Source organism: Nocardioides sp. GCM10023255 (assembly GCF_042653125.1).
Lineage (GTDB): Bacteria > Actinomycetota > Actinomycetes > Propionibacteriales > Nocardioidaceae > Nocardioides.
Map to the genome: position 1 here is coordinate 208,899 of NZ_JBHSHU010000007.1, position 24,671 is coordinate 233,569.

The following is a 24,671-nucleotide window of genomic DNA, read 5'->3' on the forward strand; positions in this document are numbered from 1 at the left end:
GTCAGCCGACGACGTCCTTGAGGGCATCGCCCAGGGCACCGGCCTCTTCGGCGTTGAGCTCGACAACGAGGCGGCCACCACCCTCGAGCGGAACGCGCATCACGATGCCGCGCCCCTCCTTGGTGACCTCCAGCGGACCGTCGCCCGTCCGCGGCTTCATCGCCGCCATCCGCGCACCTCTTCCTGTTGCTGTTCTCGAGCAGACAAGGGTCAGGGCGACCCCGTCACGCCGTACGCGTCGTCCATTATCCCTCATCCGACCCGTGAGGCGGACCACAGCCCCGTTTCGGGCAGACTGCGTGCCATGACCGACTCCTCTCCGACCGGCCAGCCGGTGCTCCTCGACCTCGCCGACGGGGTCGCCACCATCACCCTCAACCGCCCCGACGCGATGAACAGCCTCGACGTGGCGACCAAGGAGCTGCTCCTCGAGACCGTGCGCAAGGTCGCCGACGACCCCGCCGCCCGGTGTGTCGTCCTGACCGGCACCGGGCGGGCGTTCTGCACCGGGCAGGACCTCAAGGAGCACATCGAGATCCTGCGCAGCGAGTCGAGCGACGCGCTCTTCCGCACCGTCGACGAGCACTACAACCCGATCGTCACCGCGCTCGCCGGCATGGCCAAGCCCGTGATCGCCGCGGTCAACGGCGTCGCGGCGGGTGCGGGCGCCAGCCTCGCCTTCGCGTGCGACCTGCGGATCCTGGCCGACACGGCCGGGTTCAACCTCGCGTTCGCCAACGTGGCCCTCTCGTGCGACACCGGCGCCAGCTACCACCTGCAGCGGCTGGTCGGGCGGGCCAAGGCGCTCGAGCTTCTCTACTTCCCGCGGACGGTCAGGGCCGAGGAGTCCGAGGCGCTCGGCCTGGCCACCCGGGTCGTCCCGGCCGCGGACCTCGAGGCCGAGGTCCGCGCGCTGGCCCTCCAGCTGGCGGCCGGGCCGACCGTCGCACTCGGCGCGATGCGGCAGTCCGTGGCGTACGCCGCGGGGCACTCCTTCGAGGAGGCGCTGGCGTTCGAGAGCGCGATGATGACGAAGACCGGCGCCACCGCCGACCACGCCGCCGCGGTCGCGGCGTTCGTGGCCAAGGAGAAGCCGGTGTTCGAGGGCCGCTGAGCCTGTCCGTCCGCGCGCGTCCGCGTGCGTCCGCACGTGGGCGGTGAACAGGCCACCGTCTCCCAGCAGCACGGTGGCCCAGCCACCGCCAGCCCGCCGACCCGCACCTGAGCGGTGAGCAGGCCACCGTTTCCCCCACCAGAACGGTGGCCCAGCCACCGCCAGCCCGCCGACCCGCACCTGAGCGGTGAGCAGGCCACCGTTTCCCCCACCAGAACGGTGGCCCAGTCACCGCCAGCCGGCCGACCCGCACCTGAGCGGTGAGCAGGCCACCGTTTCCCCCACCAGAACGGTGGCCCAGTCACCGCCAGCCCACCGACCCGCACCTGGGCGGTGAGCAGACCACCGATTCCCCCGCCAGAACGGTGGCCCAGCCACCGCCAGCCCACCGACCCGCACCTGAGCGGTGAACAGGCCACCGATTCCCCCACCAGAACGGTGGCCCAGCCACCGCCAGCCGGCCGACCGGCCGACCCGCCGACCCGCGACCCGCCGGCCGCTAGCCGACGTGGCCGAACCCGAACTGCCCGCGCCAGGCACCCCAGATCGACAGCACCTGCCGCGGCGCCTTCACGCGCATCAGGCGACGCGGCGGCGCGTCGCCGTACTCCACCGTCAGCGCCGTGCCCGTGAACCGGTGGTTGAACCACATCGTCATGGTCCCGTGGCAGACCCCGCCGCAGGTGAACTCCTTGGCCGGCAGGTCGAGGTGGCGGCCCACCTTGCGAGCGAACCTCGGGCGCTTGGTGTCGGTGTCGACGCCGTGCAGGGGCTGGTGGAAGCTCAGGATCCAGTCCGGCTTCACGTCCCGCAGGAACTTCATCATCGCCCTCGTCTCCGGCTCCGAGGCGGGCTTCGACCCGGACTCGTAGTTCCCGTCGAGGTCGGCCCAGCGGTAGGGGTAGTTGCGGTTCAGGTCGACCCCGTGGGCGTTCTTGCGGGTGCCGGCTGCGGCCCCGTCGGGGTTGTACGTCGGGACCACCCAGAGGTCGATCCCGTTGATCTGCTTGCCGTCGCGCAGCACCTGCAGGATCTTGCGCGGCGCCGTCTCGTTGCCGTGCATGCTGGCGATCAGCACGACCTTCGGCCGGCCCGGCTCGCCGAGGTGCCAGGCCCGGATCCTGCGGCCCTCGACCGACGTGCCGAGCAGGCGCTTGCCGATGACGGCGCCGCCGTCGGACTCGGGCAGCCGCGCGGAGGCTGGTGGGCCGGGGGTCCCGGCGACGAGCAGGGCGAGTGCGGCGGCGGTGGTCCCGAGTCGTCGGAGCATCCCGACAGCATCACACAGGGAGATGCTCAGACCGCGGAGGTCAGGTAGGCCCAGGTGAAGACGCCGACGCCGACCAGCATCCCCACGTGGGCCAGGATCGACAGCCCGGGTCCGTCGGACCAGGTGTCCTCGGTGGCCGAGGAGGCGTGCCGCCCGCGACTGGGGAGCCAGCGCACCAGGATCAGCAGGCCGGCCACGACCACCACCCACCAGAACGCCAGCGCCACGATGCCCATCACGGCGCTGCCGATCGCGGAGTCGGGGTCACCGACGAGGAACAGCAACCACGTCACCAGGGCGAGGACACCGGCCGTGGTGTGCACGTCGACGAGCCGCTGTCCCACCTGGAAACGTCCGGCACCCCCGGTCTCCCGACGCAGCCGGAGGCGGGTCAGGACGACGACGACCGCCGCGAGGGCGGTCAGGATGTAGACGATCACCTGGGTCGACACGCTCGGAAGTGTGCCCTACGCCGTGGGTTCGTCGCCACGACCCTCCTGGTCCACCGCCCGTTCACGTCGCTCCTCCGGTCGGCGCTCCGGCCGGACGGGTGACGGGTCGAGCGGCCCGGCCTCGAGGGGCTGGGCCTCGAGGGGCTGGGCCTCGAGCTGGGCGGCCAGCCGGTCCAGCAGCGCGTCCACCTCCGACATCCGGTAGCCACGCAGCGCGATCGAGAACCGCACCCGGCGCAGGTCGTCGCCACCGAGGGCTCCCCTCTCGGGCACGATCGCGTCCGGGCGGTCGTCGTACACCTCGGCGAGCGGGGCCCCCCGCCCGGCGGCGAGCACGGCCACTCCCCCCATCGCGAGCACGATCAGGACGGCGAAGAACCAGGTCACGCGTGCTCACCGTTCCGGGCCGCGACCATGAGCCGCACCGCCTCGTCGACGTCGTCGGTGAGCCGCATCATGTCGAGGTCGTGCTGGACGATCTTGCCCTCGGCCAGTGCGGTGTCGCGCAGCCAGTCGAGCAGGCCCCGCCAGTACGCCGTGCCGAGCAGCACGACCGGGAAGCGGGTGACCTTGTTGGTCTGGGCGAGCGTGAGCGCCTCGAACAGCTCGTCGAGGGTGCCGATGCCACCGGGGAGCACGACGAAGCCCTGGGAGTACTTCACGAACATCGTCTTGCGGGCGAAGAAGTAGCGGAAGTTGATGCCCTTGTCGACCCACTGGTTGAGCCCGGACTCGAAGGGCAGCTCGATGCCGAGGCCGACGCTGATCCCGCCGGCCTGGGAAGCGCCCTTGTTGGCGGCCTCCATGGTGCCGGGGCCACCGCCGGTGATCACCGCGAAGCCGGCCTGCGCCAGCTTGCGGCCGACCTCCTCGGCGAGGGCGTACGTCGGGTCGTCGGCCTTGGCGCGCGCCGAGCCGAAGACCGAGATCGCGGGACCGAGCTCGGCGAGCGCGCCGAAGCCCTCGATGAACTCGGCCTGGATCCGCAGCACCCGCCACGGGTCGGTGTGCACCCAGTCGCTGGGACCGCGGGAGTCGAGCAGCCGCTGGTCGGTGGTGCTGCCCTCCTCGGCCTGGCGGCGACGCTTGAGGACCGGTCCGGTGAAGCGGTCCTTCACGGCCGCACCCCCTCGTCGGCGCCCAGCCAGGTGCGCAGGAGCTGCTCGCAGCGCTCGATCTGCCCGACCGGCACGTGCTCGTCCTGCTTGTGGGCGAACAGGGGGTCGCCCGGCCCGAAGTTGACCGCCGGGACGCCGAGCCCGGTGAAGCGGGCGACGTCGGTCCACCCGAACTTCGGGTTGGCCTCGCCACCGACCGCCTCCAGGAACGCCTTGGCGGCCGGGACGTCGAGGCCCGGGAGAGCGCCGGGCGCGCTGTCGGTGACGGTGACCTCGTACCCCTCGAAGAAGTCCCTGACGAACGCCTCCGCGTCGGCTTCGCTGCGGTCGGGCGCGAACCGGAAGTTGACCTCGACGACGCACTCGTCGGGGATCACGTTGCCGGCGACGCCGCCGCGCACGAACACGGCGTTGAGGCCCTCGTGGTACTCCAGCCCGTCGATGACCGGCGTGCGGGCGTCGTACGCCTCGAGCCGGGCGAGGATCCCGGCCGCCTGGTGGATCGCGTTCGAGCCCATCCAGCTGCGCGCGGAGTGTGCCCGCTCCCCTGTCGTGCGCACGTCGACGCGCAGGGTGCCCTGGCAGCCGGCCTCGACGACCGCGTTGGACGGCTCCATCAGGATCGCGAAGTCGCCCGTCATCAGGTCGGGGTCGCTCTGCGCCAGCTGCCGCAGGCCGTTGAACTCGGCCTCGACCTCCTCGGCCTCGTAGAAGATGAAGGTGATGTCACGGTCGGGCTCGGGCAGGTGAGCGGCCAGCCGGAGCATGACCGCGTCACCGCCCTTCATGTCGCAGGTGCCGAGGCCGTGCAGCAGGTCACCGTCCGGGCGCGCCTCCCGCCGGGCCGGCAGGTTGTCGTTGAGGGGCACGGTGTCGATGTGCCCGGCGATCACGACCCGCTCGCCGCGCCCGAGGTCGGTGCGGGCGACCACGGTGTTGCCGCGACGGGTGACCTCGAGGTGCCCGAGACTGCGCAGCGCCTCCTCGACCGCGTCCGCGATCTCCTGCTCGTGGTGGCTCACTGACTCGATGTTCACCAGCTGCTCGGTGAGGGTGACGGCGTCCGCGTCGAGGTCCAGGCGTGGCATGCGCCCATCCAACCACCCGGCTGTCGAACGGCCGGCCCCGCTCGTCGGAACGCCAGGAGAACGTCGACTCGGCGCAGGCTCGGCGCGAGAACGGGTCGAGTCGGCGCACGTGCCGTGCGCAAGCAGGTCGAGTCGGCGCGCGTGCAGCTCGAGAAGGGCTCGAGTCGGCGCAGGCTCGTCGTACGGACGACCGGGTGGTGGGCCCCGTCAGCCGCGGAGCGGCCCTGACAGGATGGCCCGTCAGGTATGCACTCCAGGGGGTCTCGGATGTCGTCGTCGTACGTGTCGCACCAGCTCGCGGGCGGGCTCTACTGGCGGCGCAGCCGCTGGAACGGCCGGGCCTGCGTCCCGGTCGTCCTCGAGCTCGCCGACGGCCGGCTCACCATGACCGACCGGAAGGGGGTCGTCCTGGACGCGCCGGTCACCGAGGTCGCGGTCTCGTTCAGCCGCCTGCACACGATGACCTTGCAGCACGACGCGGACCGCTTCGACGTCGTGGGGATCGGCGCCAACCTCTCCCCGAGCTTCAGCCGCGAGCAGCTCGACCACCTGCGGGCCGCGCAGGCCCGCATCGCCGGTCCGTCCACGAGTGGGCAGAGCGCGTTCGCCGCCGGCGCCGCTGGGGCCGGCGACGATGCCGCGGCCGCACTCGGTGCCGCGTTCAGCTGGGCCAGCATGAAGGGCAACATCGAGCCCTGGCGCAGCGTCCTGCCCGCCGCGGGCGCGCGCACCGCCTGACCCGACGAGTCGGCGCAAGCTCGGCGAGCCTGCGCCGACTCGAGCCCTTTTCGAGCTGCACTTGCGCCGACTCGACCTGTTTTCGCGCTGCACTTGCGCCGACTCGACGATCAGGCGCGGGTGACGGAGATCGTCGCCTTCTCGTTGTCGCCCACCGTGACCGGGGTGCCCTCGCCGTCGGCGTCCCGGACGTCGTACGACGTCGCGAGGGTCTCGCCGGTGATCAGCTCCTCGTGGGTGCGGGCGGCCGCCTGCACCGCCGCGGACCCGCCGACGGTCAGTGCGATGCGGTCGGAGACGTCGAGGCCGGCGTCTCGCCGGGCCTGCTGGACCGCGCGGACCAGGTCGCGGGCGAGGCCCTCGGCCGCCAGCTCGGGCGTCACCTCGGTGTCGAGCACGACGAAGCCACCGCGGGGCAGCATGCCGGTCGCGGAGCCGCCGTCAGCAGAGCCGGCCACGGTCTCGAGGGTGTACTCCCCCTCCTCCAGCACCAGGCCACCCGACGTCACGGTGCCGTCCTCGGCGACCGACCAGTCGCCGGACTTGGAGCCCTTGATCGCGGTCTGCACGTCGCGACCGAGGCGCGGGCCCGCCGCGCGGGCGTTGACGGTCAGCTTCTGCGAGACGCCGAACGACGCCGCTTCGGGCGCCTCCGCGTCCAGCAGCCGCACCGCCTTCACGTTCACCTCGTCGGCGACGATCGACTCGAAGCCCCCGAGCGCGGCCGCGTCGGCGACCACGACCGTGAGCCGCGAGAGCGGGAGCCGGTTGCGCAGGTTGCCGGCCTTGCGCAGCGCCGACGTGGCCGAGCAGACGTCGCGGACCTGGTCCATCGCCGCCACCAGTGCCTCGTCGGCCGGCAGGTCCTCGGCCGCGGGCCAGTCGGTCAGGTGCACCGAACGGCCGCCGGTCAGGCCGCGCCAGACCTCCTCGGTCGCCAGCGGCATCAGCGGCGCGGTCACCCGGCAGACGACCTCGAGCACCGTGTAGAGCGTGTCGAAGGCGTCGGTGTTGTCGCCCCAGAACCGGTCCCGCGAGCGGCGGATGTACCAGTTGGTGAGCACGTCGAGGAAGGAGCGCGTCGAGTCGCACGCGTTCGCCACCTCGTAGTTGTCGAGCTGGTGGGTCATCGCCTCGACGTACTGACGACACTTGGCCAGCAGGTACCGGTCCAGCGGGTCTGTCGACGACGTCGACCACTGCGCGTCGTACCCCGCCCCGTCGGCCGCGGCGTTGGCGTAGAGCTGGAAGAAGTACCAGCTGTTCCACAGCGGGATCAGCACCTGTCGCACCGAGTCGCGGATGCCCTGCTCGGTGACGACCAGGTTGCCGCCGCGCAGGATCGGCGACGACATCAGGAACCAGCGCATCGCGTCGGCGCCGTCGCGGTCGAAGACCTCGCGCACGTCGGGGTAGTTGCGCAGGGACTTCGACATCTTGTTGCCGTCGGAGCCCAGCACGATGCCGTGGCTGACGCAGGTGTCGAACGCCGGCCGGTCGAAGATCGCGGTGGCCAGGATGTGCAGCGTGTAGAACCAGCCGCGGGTCTGGCCGATGTACTCGACGATGAAGTCGGCCGGGAAGTGCCCGCCGGCGGAGCCGGCAGATTCGGTACCGACGAACCAGTCCGCGTTCTCGAACGGGTAGTGCACCTGGGCGAAGCTCATCGACCCGGAGTCGAACCACACGTCGAGCACGTCGGAGACGCGTCGCATCATCGACTTCCCGGTCGGGTCGTCGGGGTTCGGCCGGACCAGCTCGTCGACGTACGGCCGGTGCAGGTCGGCGTTGCCGTCCTTGTCGCGCGGCAGCCGCCCGAAGTCACGCTCGATCTCCTCGAAGGAGCCGTAGACGTCGACGCGGGGGTACGTCGGGTCGTCGCTCTTCCAGACCGGCACGGGCGAGCCCCAGAACCGGTTGCGGGTGATCGACCAGTCGCGGGCGTTCTCCAGCCACTTGCCGAACTGGCCGTGCTTGATGTGGTCGGGCACCCAGCGGATCTGCTCGTTGAGCTCCAGCATCCGCTCCTTGACGGCCGTCACCTCGACGAACCACGACGAGACGCCCTTGTAGATCAGGGGCTCGCGGCAGCGCCAGCAGTGCGGGTAGGAGTGCTCGTAGCTCTCGCGACGCAGCAGCACGGTCCCGTCGGTGACCGAGCCGGTCTGCTCCGCCCGCTTCGTGGCGGCCTTGAGGTGGTCGATGACGTGCAGGTTGGCGTCGAAGACGAGCATGCCCTCGTAGTCGGTGACCGGGAACGTGAACCGGCCGTCCTTGCCGACCGGCATGACCGCCTCGATGCCCTCGCGGTCGGTCACCTCCTTGTCGACCTCACCGAACGCGCCGGCGGTGTGCACCAGGCCCGTACCGTCCGTGGTCGTCACCGCGTCGTTGGCGGCCACGACGCGGAACGCGTTGGCGTGGCCGAGGTAGTAGGAGAACGGCGGGGTGTAGGTGCGGCCGACGAGGTCGCTGCCCTTGAGCCGCCGGACGACCTGCAGGTCGACGTCCTCCACGTCCTCGTTGCGCAGCTCGCGCGCGTAGGACTCCAGGCGCGCCTCGGCCAGGACGTAGCGCTCGGTCACGCCGGTGAAGTCGGACTCCACGACGACGTAGTCGATGTCCTCGCCGACCATCACCGCGAGGTTCGACGGCAGCGTCCACGGCGTGGTCGTCCAGACCAGGACCAGCGCGCCCCCGAGGTCGTCGTCGCCGTCGAGGCGGTAGCCGACGGTGACCGCCGGGTCCTTCACCATCTGGTAGACGTCGTCGTCCATCCGCAGCTCGTGGTTCGACAACGGGGTCTCGTCGTTCCAGCAGTACGGCAGGACCCGGAAGCCCTCGTAGACCAGGCCCTTGTCGAAGAGCCGCTTGAAGGCCCAGATCACCGACTCCATGTAGTCGGGGTTCATGGTCCGGTAGTCGTTGTCGAAGTCGACCCAGCGCGCCTGGCGGGTGACGTACTCGCGCCAGTCGCCGGTGTACTTCATGACCGACTCGCGGCAGGCCGCGTTGAAGGTCTCGATGCCCATGTCGACGATCTCGTCGGTGGTCTTGATGCCGAGCTGGCGCATCGCTTCGAGCTCGGCGGGCAGCCCGTGGGTGTCCCAGCCGAACCGGCGCTCGACCCGCTTGCCGCGCATCGTCTGGTAGCGCGGGATCAGGTCCTTGACGTAGCCGGTGAGCAGGTGGCCGTAGTGAGGCAGCCCGTTGGCGAACGGCGGACCGTCGTAGAAGACGAACTCGTTGGAGCCGTTCTCGCCGGCGTCGCGCGCCTCGACGCTGGCCTGGAAGGTGCCGTCCTTCTCCCAGTAGTCGAGCACCCGCTCCTCGATCTCGGGGAACCTCGGCGAGGACGGGACGGCGCTGCCGTCTGCGGCGGTGGAGACCTTCGGGTAGGTCATCGGTGGCTCTCTCCTGCGGTCGGTCCTGCTCGTGTCGAAACACGAGGACGACGACTGCCGCGGTACCACCTCGCTTGCCACCGGTCTCCCGGCGACCACTCGTTCACGGCTGTGACGGGCCTACCCGTCCGGTTCTACTGGGCCCCGCAGGGCTGTTCTTCCGGAGGCTCGCCGCTGATGACGGCTCGAACGCCTGTGCCCCGATGGTACGGCCGTCCACTCCCGGAGCGGAAACCGGTTGGCCTCGCACGCCGGGCGCGAGCCGAATCCCGGTTGCCGGCAGGACCCGGCCGCCGACAGGATCGCGGGCATGAGCGACATGTGGGTGGATCCCGCCGCCGATCCGCGTGACACCGACGAGCCGCCCGTGGGCGAGAAGGTGATCCTGCGGCAGTACCTCGACCGCTACCGGACGACGCTGGAGATGAAGTGCGAGGGCCTGACACCGGAGCAGCTGGCGACCCGGTCGGTCGCGCCGAGCACGATGAGCCTGCTCGGGCTGGTGCGGCACCTCGCCCGCGTCGAGCACCACTGGTTCCGCCGGATCCTTGAGGGCCAGCAGGACCGGCCCCGCCTCTACCGCACCGAGGAGGACCCGGATCTCGACTTCAACGGCGCCGTGGGCACCGACGAGTGCGTCGCGGACGCGTGGTCGTCGTGGCGGCGCGAGGTGGCCCACGCCCGCGAGGTCTACGAGCGGTACGACGACCTCGGCGAGACGTTCGACGGGCCGTACGAGGTGCGCGACGTCGTCGTGCACCTGATCGAGGAGTACGCCCGGCACGCCGGCCACGCCGACCTGCTGCGCGAGTGCATCGACGGCCGGACCGGCCAGTGAGAGCGGTACCCGCCGCCCCCTAGGCTTGCCCCCGTGACTGCGACACCGACGAACGCCTGGGGCTTCGGCCTCGCCACCCTCGACGCCGACGGCGCCGTCCTCGACGTCTGGTTCCCCGCGCCCGCGACGGGCGACAAGCCGGCCGATGCGACCGCGCCCGAGGAGCTGACCGCGCTCGAGGGAACCGACGACGCTCGCCGGGTGACCCGTGAGGTCCGTCTGGTCGAGATCACCGACCTGCAGGCCGCGCCGGCGAGCACCGAGGACGTGTGGCTGCGGCTGCACCTGCTGTCGAGCCGGCAGGCCGTGCCCCACTCCATCAGCCTGGACGGCGTCTTCGGGCTGCTGACCAACGTCGTGTGGACCTCCGCCGGCCCGTGCGCGGTCGAGGGCTTCGAGTCCACCCGCGCCCGGCTGCGCGGCACCGGCCAGCACGTCACCGTCTTCGGCGTGGACAAGTTCCCCCGGATGGTCGACTACGTCCTACCCACCGGCGTCCGGGTCGCCGACGCCGACCGGGTCCGCCTCGGCGCGCACCTGGCCGAGGGCACGACCGTGATGCACGAGGGCTTCGTGAACTTCAACGCCGGCACCCTGGGCGCCTCCATGGTCGAGGGCCGCATCTCCGCCGGTGTCCTGGTGGGCGACGGCTCCGACGTCGGCGGCGGCGCGTCGATCATGGGCACGCTGTCCGGCGGCGGCAAGGCCGTCATCTCCGTGGGCGAGCGCTGCCTGCTCGGCGCCAACGCCGGCCTCGGGATCTCGCTCGGCGACGACTGCGTCGTGGAGGCCGGCTGCTACGTCACCGCCGGCACCAAGGTGACCGTCACCGACATGGACGGCAAGCCGAAGGTCGTCAAGGCCCTCGAGCTGTCCGGCGCCAGCAACGTGCTGTTCCGCCGCAACTCGGTGACCGGCACCGTCGAGGCCGTGCCGTGGAAGAGCGAGGGCGTCGAGCTCAACGCCGCCCTCCACGCCAACTAGCCGATGCGACGACGGACCGCCTCGGCGCTGGTCGGGGCGGCGGTGCTCGGTGTCGTCGGCGCGACCGGCTACGCGGTGCTGCACCACGTCGGCCCGCTGCTGCAGTCCGAGGAGTGCACGGCCACCGTCGGCGGCCGGACCGTCACGCTGAGCACCGAGCAGGCCGAGAACGCCGCCCTCATCGCGGCAGTCTCGGTCCAGCGCGGCATGCCGGCGCGGGCCGCGTCGATCGCGCTCGCCACCGCCTACCAGGAGTCCAAGCTCTACAACCTCGAGGAGGGCGACCGGGACTCGCTCGGGCTGTTCCAGCAGCGCCCGTCCCAGGGCTGGGGCAGCCGGTCGCAGGTCCTCAACCCCTACTACGCGACCAGTGCCTTCTACGACGCGCTCGAGAAGATCGACGGCTACGACACGATGCGGATCACCGAGGCCGCGCAGGAGGTGCAGCGCTCGGGCTACCCCGAGGCCTACGCCGACCACGAGCCCGACGCCCGGGTCCTCGCCTCCGCGCTGACCGGCAACTCGCCGCACGCCTTCAGCTGCGTGGTCAAGGACGAGGCCGAGCCCGAACGGGACCGGCTCAACGACGTGGGGCTCACGCACCGCGCCGACGTCGTACGCCGCGAGGTCGAGGTCGTCTTCGGCGAGCAGTCCCTCGGCGGCTTCGCCCCGGGCGGTGTCAAGGACGGTCACATGGAGGGCTCGGCCCACTACGACGGTCGCGCGATCGACATCTTCGTGCGCCCGGTCAGCGCGGCCAACAAGGTCAGGGGCTGGGCGATCGCGCAGTACCTCGTCGCACAGGCCGACCGGCTCTCGATCCGGACCGTCATCTTCGACGACCGGATCTGGCAGGCCGGCTCCCGCTCCGGTGACGGCTGGCGCGACTACGACCCGCCGGAGCGGTCGGGTGACCGGGCCGTGCTCGAGCACCGGGACCACGTCCACGTCGACGTGTTCGACTGAGTTTCCGTCCCGCACAGCCGATGATGGCCCTGTGCCCCGCCTCTCGGAACCCGTTGACGACAAGACGCCGCTCACCGCGTCCCGCATCGACGTGGCCGCGCGGATCGGCTGGCTGCTGCGCATCCACCGCACCGTCGGCGGCCTGTCCCTGCGCGAGATGTCGGCGGCGCTGAAGGACCACGGGGTGTCGCTGTCCGCGGCGACGCTGAGCCGCATCGAGAGCGAGGGGCAGCGCTCGCCGGCCGCCCTCGACGGCTACGCCCGGGTGCTGGGTCTGCCCGAGGGGTCGTTGCGGGCCCCGGTCGACACCGTGTGCCGCACCTTCCCCTACGCACCGGCCGCGCCTCCCCCGCCGGCCAGCCGGTCGCTGGACCGCTTCAGCCGCGCCTACGAGGCCGTGGACGTGGCCGACCCCACCGGAGGGGCCTGGCTGGAGCTGGCCCGGCAGCACGCCGACGACGGCGGCTTCGGGCTCCCAGTCACGCTGATGGCGCCCCTGGTGCACCGCCTGTGCCTCGAGACCGCGCGCTCGGTCCGCACCGCGCGCTTCACCCGCGTCGAGGCGCTGGTGACCCTGCGCCTGAGCGCGTACGACGACCTGGTCGACGACGTCGTCCGCGCCGTCGTCAGCGAGCCGGACAGCCGGAACTTCTGGGACGTCATGGACGCGCTGACCTACCGGCCGACCCCGTCGCTGCTGGCGTGGGGCGGCGGCCTCCTCAGCGACCCCTCGGTCTACCGGATGCGCGGGGCGTCGTACGCCCTGCAGAACATGCTCGTCGTGGGTGGCCTCGGCCTCGACGACTGGTCGACGGTGGTGCCGCTCGTCGAGGCGGCCTGGCGCGACGCCGGCGACGACCCTGAGCGGACAGGCGTGCTGAAGCAGCTCTGGGCTGCGCTCCCCCCGCCACTGCAGGAGAGGTACGCCGGCTCCTGCCGCCCCGACCCGGCCCCCACCTCGGGGCCGACCGTGTGGGTCCGGACGCGGCAGAACCCCCACTACGTGTACGCCGAGACCCTCGCGCGCGCGGCGTGCGCCCAGCGCGGGCTGGCCGACGAGCCGATGTTGGCGCGGCTGCTCTTCGAGGCGATGTTCGACCCGCGCGGCGTGCGCATGTCGGCCGCGACCCTGCTCCTCGGGTGCTCGCCGTTCGGCGCGGCGGTGGTCCGCCCGCTGCTCGAGGAGCAGGACAGCTGTCCCGACGAGACCAGCCGGGTGGCGGCGACCCGGGTGGCGGCGTACTGCAGCACCGGCGAGGACCTGCCCGGCGTCGGCCGGCTGCTGGAGTCGCCCGACGGGCAGGAGTTCCTGCACGGGCTCACCTTCGTCAGCCGCGGTGAGCGGCCACTGCCCGACGCATCGCTGGTGCGGGGCCTGTCCGGCGGCGAGATGTCCGAGCGGCGCACGCTCTACGCCCTCGGCATGACCGGGGACCCGCGGCTGCACGGGATCGAGGCGGACCGTTCGCTGCCCACGGCCGTGCGCGGCGGCGCCCGGTGGTGGCTGGAGCAGGGCGCGCGGATCGACGTCTGACGCGACCGCAGGACGGCCTGCCTGTCCCCCACGCAGGCAGCCCGCCCTGCTGAGCCCGGCCCCGAGAGCGAGGCTCGGCCGGCTGCAGGTTAGGCCAGGTCGGAGGCGATCGACCGCGTTGTTGCAGTCGGGTGCCGAAGCGGAACAACCACCGCACGGACCGTCTACCCTGACCGCATGCGCGTCGCTCGGGGGACCCTCACCGCACTGCTGCTCGTGATCGGCACGACCACCCTGGTCGGGGAGGCCTCGGCGGGCGCCGCCCCGTCCGGGTGCCCGGGCGCCACGATCGTCGGCACCGCCGGCGACGACACGCTGCGCGGCACCGAGGGCGACGACGTCATCGACGGGCGCGGCGGCGACGACCGGGTCCTGGGGCTCGGCGGCGACGACGTGCTGTGCGGCGGCGAGGGCCAGGACCGCCTTCGCGGCGGCCCCGGCAGCGACACGCTGCACGGCGGCAGCGACGCCAAGGTCGCCGAGGACACCGACTACTACGTCTACTACGGCGACGTCCTCGACGGCGGTGGCGGCGACGACGTGCTCGACCCGGGCACCGACTCCCGGCACGACGACCTCGTCGACACGGCGAGCTGGGCGAGCTCGGCGCAGGGCGTGGTGGTCGACCTCGAGGCCGGCACCGGCAGCGGGGACGGCACCGATCAGCTGGCCGGCGCCTTCCGCGCTGCCGAGGGGTCGGCGCACGACGACGTGCTCCTGGGCAGCGAGCGTGACGACGCCCTGCGGGGCAACGGCGGCAGCGACCGGCTCGAGGGCCGCGGCGGGACGGACGACCTCAGCGCCGGCACGCTCATCGGCGGCTCCCGCGAGACGGTGCCGAACGTGCTGCTGGGCGGATCGGGTGGTGACCTCCTCGACGGCGCGGAGGGGGCCGACGAGCTGCGCGGCGGCCGCGGGAAGGACCTGCTCCAGGCCAACGGCGGCGCGGACCGGTCCTACGGCGGGCGGGGCGACGACGTCTTCAACGACGCGGTGGTGCCCGTTGACGGGCAGGTCCTCGACGGCGGCCCGGGCGCCCACGACGACTTCGCCGCGGTCTGGTTCAGCGACGCCGACGGGCAGGACCCCGGCCGGGTGACGGGTCGCCTCGACCTCGCCGCCGGGACCGCCGTGGCGCAGGTGCAGGACGCGGCCGTCCGCGTGGCGGCCACCGGCTTCGAGAACGCCTCGGCGCCCGGCGGGCGGCGCGACCGCTGGACGATCATCGGCACCGACGGCCCCAACGTGCTGTACGCGGCATGGAAGTCACCGGTGCGGATCCACGCCGGTCCCGGCGCCGACGAGCTCTACGGCTCCGACGGCGACGACCTGCTGGACGGCGGCTCCGGCCGCGACCTCGGCGTGGGCTGGGCGGGCCACGACCGCTACGTCTCCATCGAGCGCCGCCGCTGACCGCGGGCACTCCCGACGGTGCTCGCGGTCCGGGTCAGGAGGTGAGGCGGGAGACGGCGGCGTCGATGCGCTCGTCGGTGGCGGTGAAGGCGACCCGGACGTGGCGGGCGCCGGCGCGGCCGTAGAACGCGCCGGGGGCGGCGAGGATACCCCGGCCGGCGAGCCAGGAGACGGTGTCCCAGCAGTCCTCGTCACGGCCCTCGACCTGCCGGCTGGCCCACAGGTAGAGCGAGGCCTCGGAGTGGTCGACCCGGAAGCCCGCGGACTCCAGCGCCTCGCGGAGCTTGGCCCGCCGGGCGGCGTACCGGGCGTGCTGCTCGAGCACGTGCTCGTCGTCGCCCAGGGCCGCGACCATCGCCGCCTGCTGGGGCGCGGGCATCTGCAGCCCGAGGTTCTTGCGCACGGCGAGCAGCTCGCCGACCAGCGCGGGGTCACCGGCCACGAACGCGCACCGGTAGCCGGCGAGGTTCGACCGCTTCGAGAGCGAGTGGACGGTGAGGATGCCGTCGTAGGAGCCGCCGCACACGGACGGGTGCAGCACGGACACAGGCCCCCTCCCGTCGGCACCAGCGTCCCACGCGCACTCGATGTAGCACTCGTCGGAGACCAGGATCGTGCCGCGCTGACGGCACCAGTCGACGACCTTCTTGAGGTGGTCGACGGGCAGCACCCGGCCGGTGGGGTTCGACGGGGAGTTCAGCCACAGCAGGGCCGGGACCTCCGGGCCGAACGACGTCAGCGAGTCGGACGCGACCGCCCGCGCGCCGGCGAGCGCGGCGCCGACCTCGTAGGTCGGATAGGCCAGCTCGGGGTAGGCGACCAGGTCACCGGGGCCGATGCCCAGGTGCAGCGCGAGGGAGGCGATCAGCTCCTTGGAGCCGACCACGGGCAGCACGCCGTCCAGGCCCAGGCCGCCCTCGTCCGGGCCGGCCACGCCGTGCCGGCGCGAGAGCCAGTCCAGGACGGCCTGCCTCGTCTCGACCCGCCCGATCGTCGTCGGGTAGCCGGGCGAGTCCGCGGCGGCGCAGAGAGCGCGCTGCACGACCACGGGCGTCGGGTCGACGGGGGTGCCGACCGAGAGGTCGACGATGCCACCAGGGTGGGCCCGCGCCGTGGCGGCGTGGGCCGTGAGGTGGTCCCAGGGGAAGTCCGGGAGCCGGCGCGAGACCTGCTCCCGGACCGCGTGAGGGCTCAGTGGTCCTGGTTCTGCGGCGGCAGGGCCGCGACGAACGGGTGGTCCTTGTCGATCTCACCCATCTTGGCTGCGCCACCGGGCGAGCCGAGGTCGTCGAAGAAGCCCACGTTGGCCGTGTAGTACTCCTTCCACTCCTCCGGGGTGTCGTCCTCGTAGAAGATCGCCTCGACCGGGCAGACCGGCTCGCAGGCGCCGCAGTCGACGCACTCGTCGGGGTGGATGTAGAGCATCCGCTTGCCCTCGTAGATGCAGTCGACGGGACATTCGTCGACGCACGCCCGGTCCTTGAGATCGACGCACGGCTGGGCGATGACGTAGGTCACCAGATCCTCCTGAGGGAGCACGGGACAGCACAACTGTTCGGACGTGGGACAGCCTAGTATCCCGTCGTGCCGCCAGCCTCGGAAGCCCACCGCTTGGGCCCCCACGTCGTCGGCCAACGGGTCGTCGTACGCCGGGTCCTGCCCGGTGAGACCGGCCCGTCGGGCGGTCCGGCGATGACCGACCTGCTCGGGATCTGCACGGCGTGGGGCGAGGGCAGGTGTGTGATCGCACCCGAGTCCGGCGACCCGGTGGAGATCCGGCTCTCCGACATCGTGTCCGGCAAGCCGGTGCCGCCCCGCCCCTCGGTCCGGCACCGGGTCAGCACCCGGGCGGCCGAGCAGCACACCGTCGACCTGTGGCCGCACCTGGAGACCGAGCCGCTCGGCGAGTGGGTGCTGCGCAGCGACCCCGCACCGGTCGGCCGGCTGCGCAAGCGGGCCAACTCATGCCTGGCGATCGGCGACCCCGGGGTGGGCCTGGCCGAGGCCGCCTACCGGGTCCGCGCCTTCTACGGGGCCCGGGACCGGCAGGTGCTGGCGCAGGTCGAGCGCGGGTCCGAGGTCGAGGAGGGGCTCACCGGGCTCGGCTGGCAGCCGGTGCCGGGCGGGGACGCGGACTTCCTGATCGGCTCGCTCTCCCGGACGCTGCGCGCTGCGGGAACCGTGGCCGGCGCCGGGCATCCCGACGCGGCGATGACCGAGGAGGGCGACCAGGTGCTGGCCGAGCTGGGCGAGGTCGCCTCCGGCCGGGCCACACTCGACGGCGACTGGCTGGGGCTGCACTCGCTCACGGTCGCGGAGCCGCACCGCCGCCGAGGGCTGGGCACGGCCGTGGTCGCGGCGCTGCTCGAGTGGGGGGCGGAGCACGGCGCCACGACGGCGTGGCTGCACGTCGAGGTGGACAACGCCCCGGCGCTCACGCTCTACGAGCGGCTGGGCTTCCGGCCGCACCACACCTGTCGCTACCTCGCTGCACCGGCGGACGGCGTCAGCGAGGGCACCCTCGGCTTTTGAACAAACGTTCGTACAAACGCGGAGGGGTCGCTGTCAGACGGCCCGGCCTCCGGTCAGCAGGTGCTGCAGCTCGCGCAGGCCACCGATCTCGACGACCGGCTCCCTGGAGTCGAACGGTGACGGCGCCCCACCCCGGTTGAGCCAGCACGCCAGGCCCAGGGCCGCGACCTTGGCGAGCTGCTGGTCGCGGTCACCGTTGGACAGGATCGCGTGCTCCACGCCCGCCTCGCACAGCCAGTCGAACGTCGGCCGGACGTCGTCGAAGGGGCGCCAGCTGGCCTCGTACGCCGACAGGTAGGCCAGGAACGCCTCGTCCGCCTGCCGGTCGTCGAGCTCCCGCACGTCCCCGAGCAGCGTCCCGTCCAGGTCGAAGAGAACCCGCGGCAGGCTGTCGGGCGCCGGCCTCACCGCGCCGAGTCCTCGTGGCGCCGTGGGTCGAGGGCACCCCGCGGCTGGCGCTGGCCGAACACCCGCTCGGCCTGCACCGTCACCCAGGTCCAGCAGCCGCGCATGAACGCGAGCACGAGCACCCCGGACAGCAGCATGCCCGCGACGTTGGCGCCGAGCTGCTCCAGCGACCCGAGGATCTCCCCGCGCTCCCACAGCGCCAGCCCGAGGGCGAGGTTGCCCGCGGCCGGGACCGTGGTCACGCTGATGAAGACACCGACCATGGTGGCCGTCTTCTGGATCGCCAGGGCGAGCACGCCGGCAGCGCCGGCGACCAGCGCCACCACGAACGACCACATGTCGGGGTGCCAGATGAACCCGGTGTTCGGCCGCGGGCGGGTGACCATCTCCGAGTCCAGCGCACCGGTCAGGCTGACCAGCCAGGCCAGGACCGCGACGACCGCCACCGCGAACGCGAAGCTGAGCACCAGCAGGCGCAGGCTCCGCCACACCAGGCCCCACCGGGCGAAGACGATCCCCACGCACGCCGCCGCGATCGCGCTGAACTCCGGGCCGACGACCATCGCCCCGACGACCAGGATCGCGGAGTCGGTGATGACCGCGATGGCGGCGAGGATCACCGCGAGCACCAGGAAGACGACGTACGACACCGTGGGCTGGGCGCCGTCGTCGGCCTCGGCCTCGACCTGCTCCCAGATCACCGCGTCGTCCGGGTGGCCGGGTGCGAGCGACTCGAGCCGGGAGGCCTCCGCGAACGGCGTGCCCGCGGGCGTGCTGATCAGGATTCCGCCGCGCTCGTCGAGCCCGAGCTCGTTGAGGTCGTGCAGCAGCATCCCCGCCTGCTCCCGGGCGACGTCCGCCTCGACCAGGTCACCCTCGGGCTGGAGGGACGCCCCCGCCTGGACGGTGACGTTGGTGACGCACTCCGCGTCGAGCAGCAGCCGCTGGACCGGCTTCGAGAGGTCGCCGGGCACGGTGAGCCGGAAGTGGACGAGCACGGCGGACAGCGTACGGCGGATCCACATCCGCGGCCCGAACCGACTTTGCCGACGCGCCCCGGCGCCCTAGGATTTGACCGGCGCGTGCGAGGACTGACGACCCTCCCCCTGTTCGGCAGGGAAGCACGGCCCGCGCGGATCGGCGTACCGACGAGAGGCCAGCAGCTCGCTGGCGAAGGTGTGGTGGCACCGCGACCTTGCCCCCGCCCACACCTCCAGGGCTCCCGTAGCTGCTGGAGGTGAACGACATGCAACGCACGCTCTGCACAGAGCTCCCCCACGCCACGCCCGGACAGACCGTCCGGCTGCAGGGCTGGGTCCACCGGCGCCGCGAGCTCGCGGCCCTGACCTTCCTCGTCGTGCGTGACCGCACCGGCCTGGCCCAGGTCGTGGTGAAGTCCCCCGACGTGGTGGTCCCGCCCGAGGAGACGACCGTCGAGGTGGTGGGGACGGCGACCGCCAACCCGCAGGCGCCCGGCGGCATCGAGGTGACCGACCCGGTCATCACCGCGCTGACCGAGCCCGCCGCCACCCCGCCGGTCGAGCTGTGGCGTCCGGCCATGAACGCCTCGCTGCCCACCCTGCTCGACCACGCCCCCGTCACCTGGCGGCACCCGGCCCAGAAGGTGAAGTGGGAGCTCGCCGCGGCTTCGCTGCGCGGCTTCCGCGAGACCCTGGACCGCTCGGGGTTCACCGAGATCCACACACCCAAGTTCGTGGCCTCGGCGACCGAGTCCGGCGCGAACGTCTTCGAGGTCGACTACTTCGGCCGACCGGCGTACCTCGCCCAGAGCCCGCAGTTCTACAAGCAGCAGATGGTGGGCGTCTTCGAGCGGGTCTACGAGGTCGGGCCGGTCTTCCGGGCCGAGCCGCACGACACCGTCCGGCACCTGGCGGAGTACGTCTCGCTGGACGTCGAGCTCGGCTTCGTCGAGGACCACCGCGACGTGCTGCGGGTGCTGCGCGAGGTGCTGGCCGGCATGGTCGGCGCGATCCACGAGCACGCCCCCGCCGCGCTCGCGCTCTCCGGCGCGGCCGTGCCGGCGGTGCCCGAGGAGATCCCGGTCGTGCACTTCCGGGACGCGCTGAAGATGGTCGGCGCCCCCGCCGACGAGCCGGACCTCGCCCCCGAGCACGAGCGGGCGCTGGGCGCCTGGGCGCGCGAGGAGCACGGCAGCGACTTCGTGGCGGTCGAGGGCTACCCGATGACCAAGCGGCCGTTCTACACCCACCCGTGGACCGGTGAGGTCGTCGCGGGCGAGGAGGGCCGCTGGTCCAACAGCTTCGACCTGCTCTTCCGCGGGCTGGAGCTGGTCACCGGCGGGCAGCGCCTGCACCGGCCCTCGGCGTACGACGCCGCGATCCGCGGGCGCGGCGAGGACCCGGCGGCGTACGCGGCGTACCTCCAGGCGTTCGAGCACGGCATGCCGCCGCACGGTGGCTTCGCGATCGGCCTGGAGCGCTGGACCGCCCGGCTGGTGGAGGCGGCGAACATCCGCGAGGTGACGCTCTTCCCGCGCGACCTCAACCGCCTGGCGCCCTGAGCCGGCCCGGACCGGGACGTCATGCGAATTGGGGGTCGTAGCCCACGATTCGCATGACGTCGCGCCCGGCGTGACGCATGCTGGAGGCGACCGAACGGCGCGTCAATGCGCCTAACTCCAGTTTCTTTGTATGGTTACAGCATGCTGCGTGACTCATCCGGACGACCCGTCGACCACGGCGACTGGTTCATCCACCACGGCACCGACGTCGAGACCCGCTGGGACGCCGACGTCCCGCACCTGACCCCGAACGACCGGTTCTTCGTCCGCAACCACACCGAGCCCCCGCAGATCGACGTCGCCACCTGGCGGCTGCTGGTGACCGGCGACGGCCTGCTGAGCGAGCGGGCCTACTCGCTGGCCGACCTGCAGCAGCTCCCGACCACGACCTACGAGCGTGCACTGGAGTGCACCGGCAACGGGCGCCGGCTCTTCGACGCCCAGCAGGGCTCGTTCCGCCCCGGCACCCAGTGGGACCTCGGCGCGATCGGCGTCGCCCGCTGGACGGGCGTCCCGCTGTCGACCGTGCTGCGCCACGCCGGCCTGCGGCCCGAGGCCGTGCAGGTCATGCCCGTGGGTCTCGACGCGCCGTTCGTCGAGGACGGCGTCGACTGGGGTCGGGTCCGGCGCCCGCTGCCGATCGGCAAGGCCCTCGACGACGTGCTCGTCGCCTGGGAGATGAACGGCGAGCCACTGCCGCCCGACCACGGCTTCCCGGTCCGGCTCGTCGTCCCCGGCTGGGTCGGCATCGCGAGCATCAAGTGGCTCGGCGAGCTGCGGGTCACGACCACGGTCGTCGACTCCCCCTGGAACACCAGGTGGTACCGCATGCACGGCCCGGGCTGGTCCGGCGACGCCGCCGTCCTGGACCGGATGCCACCCAAGAGCGTCATCGACGTCACCGGCGCGCTCGAGGCCGGCCGACTCACCGTGCTCCGCGGCCGCGCCTGGTCGGGCGAGGCGACCGTGCGGATGGTCGAGGTCAGCACCGACGGCGGCGAGACCTGGGACGAGGCCTCGCTGACCGGCACCAACGAGCCGTCCAGCTGGGTCGAGTGGGAGCACCCCTGGACGCCGGCCACGCCGGGCGAGCACGTGCTGGTGACCCGCGCGACCGACAGCCTGGGGCGCACCCAGCCGGAGCTCGCGCTGCCGAACGACGACGGCTACCTGTTCACCGCGGCGGTGCACCACCCGGTCACCGTGGCCGCCGGCAGCGGTCGTGCGGGTGAGCGTGCGCTGGAGCGCACCCTCGGGGGCACGACCGCCTAGCTCACTTGCAGATGACCGTGTCCGACGGGATGTAGCGGGTGTGGAACACCTCGTCGTGGTCGAGCGCGGACTCGCCGTGCTTGCGGAAGTGCCGCGTGACGTCGACGTCGAAGCCGTCGTACCCGGTGTTCGGGTAGCAGTCGTCGGTCTTGAGCGTGCGGGTCTCCGGCGGCACGAACCGGTAGCGGTCGGAGGTGCTGGAGGTGATGTCCCAGTACTTCGTGGACCACATGGACACGGTCACCACGCCCTGGCTGGACGGGGTGCTCGGGGTGACGCGGGCGTCGATCAGCACGCCGTACGGCGTGTCGTTGCGGAAGCGCAGGTCGACCGAGCCCCACGCCACGGTCGCCTCCCGGCCGACCGGGTAGCGGTCGATGTAGAACGAGTGCGGCTTGTGCTCGACGTCCTCGAGCCCGGCGAAGAACATCGCGTTGAACAGGGTGGTCGCCATCTGCGAGACGCCGCCGCCGAGGTCCTCCTTGAAGATCCCGTCGCTGATGATGAAGCCCTCGGTGAAGCCGTTCTCGCGGGTGCGCTCGCCGACGGTGTCGTTGAGGGAGAACGTCTCCCCCGGCTCGAGCACCGTGCCGTCGACGATCTCGGCGGCGCGGCCGATGTTGGTGTTCCGGTACTCCGCGTAGGGGTAGTACGTCGTGAAGCTCGAGACCTTCTCGCGGATCTCGAGCTTCCTGGCGTCCCGGGTGGTGAAGTCGGGCTCGGCGACGGTCGCCCTGACCTTCATGGAGCGCTCGCCGTGCTCGCGGGTGACCAGGGTGAGGAAGGCGTCGTTGACGTCGGCCTGGTCGTAGGTCACGCCGGGCTTGGCGGGCACGACCCGGGGGCGGCCGCCGACCAGCGCGACGGTTGCGTCCTCCGGGGCCCCGTCCTCGCCGATCGCGTCGCCGACGAGGTCGGCCAGCGCCTTCTCGTCGAGCTCGGGCACCAGCTCGCCGTCCCGGGGCTGCAGCGCCAGCGCCGGCGCGAACTGGCGCGGCTGCAGCCGCACCGGCGTCTTGCCGAAGACCAGCCGCACCGACCCCGACATCGCCGGGTTGGCGAAGGCGTCCATCGCCTCCTGCACGTCGCCCGCGTCGATGTCGGGCTGCTGGTCGTGGAGGCTCACCTCGGCGGTGGGGTCGTCCTCGAGGTACGCCGACTCGAGCGCCGCGCGGACCTCGTCGGAGTCGAGGCGCTCCCCCACCTCGGGCCGGGTGACCCGGATCCGACCGGGTCGCAGCTCGATGGCGCCGTCGGTGGCGGGGGTGCCGACGGCACGGTCGAGCCGGGTCACCAGGCCGGCCAGCCTCGACTCGTCGACGGTGAGGACGGGCTCGAGGTCCTGGCCGCCGGTGTAGTGGTCCCACAGGTGGCCCGGGCGCCAGCTCCGCGCGCCGACCGCCTGCGCGACCGACGCGTCGTGGTCGACGGCCAGGCCGGCGTCGGCCGGCGTGATGCTCCGCGACCGGCCGTCGACGACCAGCGTGATGGGGGCGTCCTCGCGGGGCCCGAGCTCGCGGCGGAGCAGCGCGGCGGCCTCGGCCTCGGTGCGCCCGCCCACGTCGACCCCGGCGATCGTGGTGCCGCGCGCGATCTCGTCCCCGGCGGCGACGTACGCCGCGGCGTACCCGCCTCCGCCGAGCAGGGCGAGCACGAGGACGACCACCAGGACGACGCGTCCGCCGGCCTTCTCCCGTTCGCTCACGGCGCCGAGTCTAGGGAGGCGGGTGCGGCGGTCCCGGGCGCACGCGCCGGTGCCGGACGGGTCCCGCGGGCGGGCCGGGGCAGCGTCGCGATGCCGACGACGAGGACCAGCAGGGCCAGGCCCACCAGCGTGTAGCCGCGCCAGTCGGAGCTGATCACGTAGTCACCCTCGGGCCGCGGATCGACCAGCAGGCCGACCAGCCCCGTCCAGCCGAGCGCGAAGGGCAGCCGCAGCCACCAGCCCGGCGGCAGCGCCACCAGGGTGACGGCGGTGGTCGCCACGACCAAGGGCAGGCCCCACGAGAGCTCGTGCACCGCGACGGAGGCGATGCCGGTGCCGACGCCGAGCAGGAGCAGCCCGAGGGCGACCGCGACCCGGCCGAGCGTGCGCATCAGAGTCCGGCGAAGAGGTCCGTCTCGAGGCCGTCCTCGCCGACCGGGCCGGGTCGGCCCTTGGCGATGCGGAAGTACTCGATGCCCCAGGCGGTGCTGCCGACGTTGTTGGAGAGCGCGAAGAACGGCCCGTCGGTGGTGATCTGGGTGGCGTGGGCGCGCAGTGCGTCCATCTTCCTCTCGATGTGGTCCTGGCCGTCGACGGCCGCGGTGAGGTCCTCGTCCTTGACGACGAAGAACGGCAGGTCGCCGTCGGGGTCCATGCCTTCGAAGCTGGTGTGGTCGCCGGCCTCGCGCAGCTTGCGCAGGCCCTCGCGCATCCGGCGCTCGGACATGGCGCCCCAGTAGATCTTGGCGATGTCCCAGGCCTCGCCCAGCTCCTTGCGGTACGACGGCACCGCGGCGAGCTGGGCGCCGTACATCGCGACCCGGTGGGCCTGGATGTGGTCGGGGTGGCCGTAGCCGCCGAACTGGTCGTAGGTGACCAGCACCTGCGGGCGGACCTCGCGGATGATCTCGACGAGGTGGTCGGCGGCCGCAGTGAGGTCGGCGTGCCAGAAGGCGTTCTCGTGGACGTCGTCGGCGGCGACCGCGTGCCCGTCCTCGTGCCACTTCATGCCGGAGTCGCGATAGGTGCCGAAGCCGCCGAGGAAGCGGTGGTCGGTGACACCGAGCGCCTTCATCGCGTCCTCGAGCTCGCCGCGGCGGTGCTCGGCCAGCTCCTCGGGGCTCAGGTGCTCCAGCTCGGGGACCAGGATCTCGCCGAGCTCACCGGCGGTGCAGGTCACCAGGGTGACGTCGCGGCCCTCGGCGACGTACTTCGCCATGGTGGCGCCCTGGTTGATCGACTCGTCGTCGGGGTGGGCGTGCACGAGCAGGAGACGGTGGTCCGCGGTCATGG

The 24,671-nt window shown here is 72.5% G+C and carries 24 protein-coding genes; 10 read left to right on the forward strand and 14 right to left on the reverse strand.

Annotation, left to right across the window (positions count from 1 at the left end; genetic code table 11):
- Position 1 precedes the first annotated feature (1 nt).
- A complete protein-coding gene (locus ACFO9I_RS13180) occupies positions 2 to 169 on the reverse strand; it encodes a DUF3117 domain-containing protein (protein WP_082574674.1) in 168 nt (55 codons plus the stop codon).
- A gap of 135 nt (positions 170 to 304) precedes the next feature.
- Between ACFO9I_RS13180 and ACFO9I_RS13185 the strand changes: the two genes are divergently transcribed.
- A complete protein-coding gene (locus tag ACFO9I_RS13185) occupies positions 305 to 1,114 on the forward strand; it encodes an enoyl-CoA hydratase/isomerase family protein (RefSeq protein WP_379181522.1) in 810 nt (269 codons plus the stop codon).
- A 499-nt stretch (positions 1,115 to 1,613) separates the two neighbouring features.
- Here ACFO9I_RS13185 and ACFO9I_RS13190 read toward each other — a convergent pair whose 3' ends face one another.
- Genes ACFO9I_RS13190 through dapE form a run of 5 tightly spaced genes read right to left on the reverse strand, consistent with a single transcriptional unit; the run spans position 1,614 to position 5,042 of the window.
- Entirely contained in the window at positions 1,614 to 2,384 is a 771-nt protein-coding gene (locus ACFO9I_RS13190) for a M14 family zinc carboxypeptidase (protein WP_379181524.1), read from the reverse strand.
- Between the two features lie 26 nt (positions 2,385 to 2,410).
- Complete coding sequence (locus tag ACFO9I_RS13195; RefSeq protein WP_379181526.1) at positions 2,411 to 2,836, reverse strand: hypothetical protein; 426 nt, start codon at positions 2,834 to 2,836, stop codon at positions 2,411 to 2,413.
- 15 nt (positions 2,837 to 2,851) lie between these two features.
- Positions 2,852 to 3,223: a DivIVA domain-containing protein gene (locus ACFO9I_RS13200; RefSeq protein ID WP_379181528.1), complete on the reverse strand. Its 372-nt coding sequence runs from the start codon at positions 3,221 to 3,223 to the stop codon at positions 2,852 to 2,854.
- Positions 3,220 to 3,954 (reverse strand): TIGR00730 family Rossman fold protein, encoded by a 735-nt coding sequence (locus ACFO9I_RS13205; protein ID WP_379181530.1) that lies wholly within the window; start codon positions 3,952 to 3,954, stop codon positions 3,220 to 3,222. Before ACFO9I_RS13205 ends, ACFO9I_RS13200 begins: the two co-directional genes overlap by 4 nt.
- Positions 3,951 to 5,042, reverse strand: coding sequence for a succinyl-diaminopimelate desuccinylase (gene dapE / locus ACFO9I_RS13210; RefSeq protein ID WP_379181532.1), 1,092 nt, complete (start codon positions 5,040 to 5,042; stop codon positions 3,951 to 3,953). Before dapE ends, ACFO9I_RS13205 begins: the two co-directional genes overlap by 4 nt.
- 267 nt (positions 5,043 to 5,309) lie before the next feature.
- On the opposite strand from dapE, the gene ACFO9I_RS13215 reads away from it, so the two are divergent.
- Positions 5,310 to 5,780 (forward strand): hypothetical protein, encoded by a 471-nt coding sequence (locus ACFO9I_RS13215; RefSeq protein ID WP_379181534.1) that lies wholly within the window; start codon positions 5,310 to 5,312, stop codon positions 5,778 to 5,780.
- Positions 5,781 to 5,890: 110 nt separating this feature from the next.
- Here ACFO9I_RS13215 and ileS read toward each other — a convergent pair whose 3' ends face one another.
- On the reverse strand, positions 5,891 to 9,184 hold the full coding sequence (gene ileS, locus ACFO9I_RS13220; RefSeq protein ID WP_379181536.1) for an isoleucine--tRNA ligase: 3,294 nt from the start codon (positions 9,182 to 9,184) through the stop codon (positions 5,891 to 5,893).
- A gap of 310 nt (positions 9,185 to 9,494) precedes the next feature.
- Here ileS and ACFO9I_RS13225 point away from each other — a divergent pair, with 310 nt between their 5' ends.
- The 5 genes from ACFO9I_RS13225 (at position 9,495) to ACFO9I_RS13245 (ending at position 14,919) form a co-directional block, all read left to right on the forward strand.
- The gene (locus ACFO9I_RS13225; RefSeq protein ID WP_379181538.1) at positions 9,495 to 10,022 is read left to right on the forward strand and encodes a DinB family protein; all 528 of its coding nucleotides are present in this window, start codon (positions 9,495 to 9,497) and stop codon (positions 10,020 to 10,022) included.
- Between the two features lie 33 nt (positions 10,023 to 10,055).
- Positions 10,056 to 11,006 carry a 2,3,4,5-tetrahydropyridine-2,6-dicarboxylate N-succinyltransferase gene (gene dapD / locus ACFO9I_RS13230; protein WP_379181540.1) on the forward strand — a complete coding sequence of 317 codons (951 nt, stop codon included), beginning with the start codon at positions 10,056 to 10,058 and terminating at the stop codon, positions 11,004 to 11,006.
- A gap of 3 nt (positions 11,007 to 11,009) precedes the next feature.
- Positions 11,010 to 11,972, forward strand: a complete 963-nt coding sequence (locus ACFO9I_RS13235) for a hypothetical protein (protein ID WP_379181542.1) — start codon at positions 11,010 to 11,012, stop codon at positions 11,970 to 11,972.
- Between the two features lie 31 nt (positions 11,973 to 12,003).
- Positions 12,004 to 13,506, forward strand: a complete 1,503-nt coding sequence (locus tag ACFO9I_RS13240; RefSeq protein WP_379181544.1) for a helix-turn-helix domain-containing protein — start codon at positions 12,004 to 12,006, stop codon at positions 13,504 to 13,506.
- A 177-nt stretch (positions 13,507 to 13,683) separates the two neighbouring features.
- Complete coding sequence (locus ACFO9I_RS13245; RefSeq protein WP_379181546.1) at positions 13,684 to 14,919, forward strand: calcium-binding protein; 1,236 nt, start codon at positions 13,684 to 13,686, stop codon at positions 14,917 to 14,919.
- Positions 14,920 to 14,953: 34 nt separating this feature from the next.
- On the opposite strand, the gene dapC is transcribed toward ACFO9I_RS13245, so the two are convergent.
- Together dapC and fdxA are read right to left on the reverse strand one after the other, a co-directional pair.
- Positions 14,954 to 16,114 carry a succinyldiaminopimelate transaminase gene (gene dapC / locus ACFO9I_RS13250; protein ID WP_379181724.1) on the reverse strand — a complete coding sequence of 387 codons (1,161 nt, stop codon included), beginning with the start codon at positions 16,112 to 16,114 and terminating at the stop codon, positions 14,954 to 14,956.
- Entirely contained in the window at positions 16,111 to 16,437 is a 327-nt protein-coding gene (fdxA, locus tag ACFO9I_RS13255; protein ID WP_379181548.1) for a ferredoxin, read from the reverse strand. The genes dapC and fdxA overlap by 4 nt, the downstream gene beginning before the upstream one ends.
- Positions 16,438 to 16,503: 66 nt before the next feature.
- Here fdxA and ACFO9I_RS13260 point away from each other — a divergent pair, with 66 nt between their 5' ends.
- Positions 16,504 to 17,451 (forward strand): GNAT family N-acetyltransferase, encoded by a 948-nt coding sequence (locus tag ACFO9I_RS13260; RefSeq protein ID WP_379181550.1) that lies wholly within the window; start codon positions 16,504 to 16,506, stop codon positions 17,449 to 17,451.
- 33 nt (positions 17,452 to 17,484) lie between these two features.
- Here the strand turns inward: ACFO9I_RS13260 and ACFO9I_RS13265 are convergent, their stop codons facing one another.
- Together ACFO9I_RS13265 and ACFO9I_RS13270 are read right to left on the reverse strand one after the other, a co-directional pair.
- Positions 17,485 to 17,859 (reverse strand): hypothetical protein, encoded by a 375-nt coding sequence (locus ACFO9I_RS13265; RefSeq protein ID WP_379181552.1) that lies wholly within the window; start codon positions 17,857 to 17,859, stop codon positions 17,485 to 17,487.
- A complete protein-coding gene (locus ACFO9I_RS13270) occupies positions 17,856 to 18,857 on the reverse strand; it encodes a DUF389 domain-containing protein (protein WP_379181553.1) in 1,002 nt (333 codons plus the stop codon). The genes ACFO9I_RS13265 and ACFO9I_RS13270 overlap by 4 nt, the downstream gene beginning before the upstream one ends.
- Before the next feature lie 248 nt (positions 18,858 to 19,105).
- On the opposite strand from ACFO9I_RS13270, the gene aspS reads away from it, so the two are divergent.
- Together aspS and ACFO9I_RS13280 are read left to right on the forward strand one after the other, a co-directional pair.
- Positions 19,106 to 20,401 carry an aspartate--tRNA(Asn) ligase gene (aspS, locus tag ACFO9I_RS13275; RefSeq protein ID WP_379181555.1) on the forward strand — a complete coding sequence of 432 codons (1,296 nt, stop codon included), beginning with the start codon at positions 19,106 to 19,108 and terminating at the stop codon, positions 20,399 to 20,401.
- A 141-nt stretch (positions 20,402 to 20,542) separates the two neighbouring features.
- Positions 20,543 to 21,673 (forward strand): sulfite oxidase, encoded by a 1,131-nt coding sequence (locus ACFO9I_RS13280; RefSeq protein ID WP_379181557.1) that lies wholly within the window; start codon positions 20,543 to 20,545, stop codon positions 21,671 to 21,673.
- Between the two features lies 1 nt (position 21,674).
- On the opposite strand, the gene ACFO9I_RS13285 is transcribed toward ACFO9I_RS13280, so the two are convergent.
- Genes ACFO9I_RS13285 through mshB form a run of 3 tightly spaced genes read right to left on the reverse strand, consistent with a single transcriptional unit; the run spans position 21,675 to position 24,669 of the window.
- A complete protein-coding gene (locus tag ACFO9I_RS13285; RefSeq protein WP_379181559.1) occupies positions 21,675 to 23,378 on the reverse strand; it encodes a VanW family protein in 1,704 nt (567 codons plus the stop codon).
- Entirely contained in the window at positions 23,375 to 23,770 is a 396-nt protein-coding gene (locus ACFO9I_RS13290; protein ID WP_379181561.1) for a hypothetical protein, read from the reverse strand. Before ACFO9I_RS13290 ends, ACFO9I_RS13285 begins: the two co-directional genes overlap by 4 nt.
- A complete protein-coding gene (mshB, locus tag ACFO9I_RS13295) occupies positions 23,770 to 24,669 on the reverse strand; it encodes an N-acetyl-1-D-myo-inositol-2-amino-2-deoxy-alpha-D-glucopyranoside deacetylase (protein ID WP_379181563.1) in 900 nt (299 codons plus the stop codon). The genes ACFO9I_RS13290 and mshB overlap by 1 nt, the downstream gene beginning before the upstream one ends.
- Positions 24,670 to 24,671 lie beyond the last annotated feature (2 nt).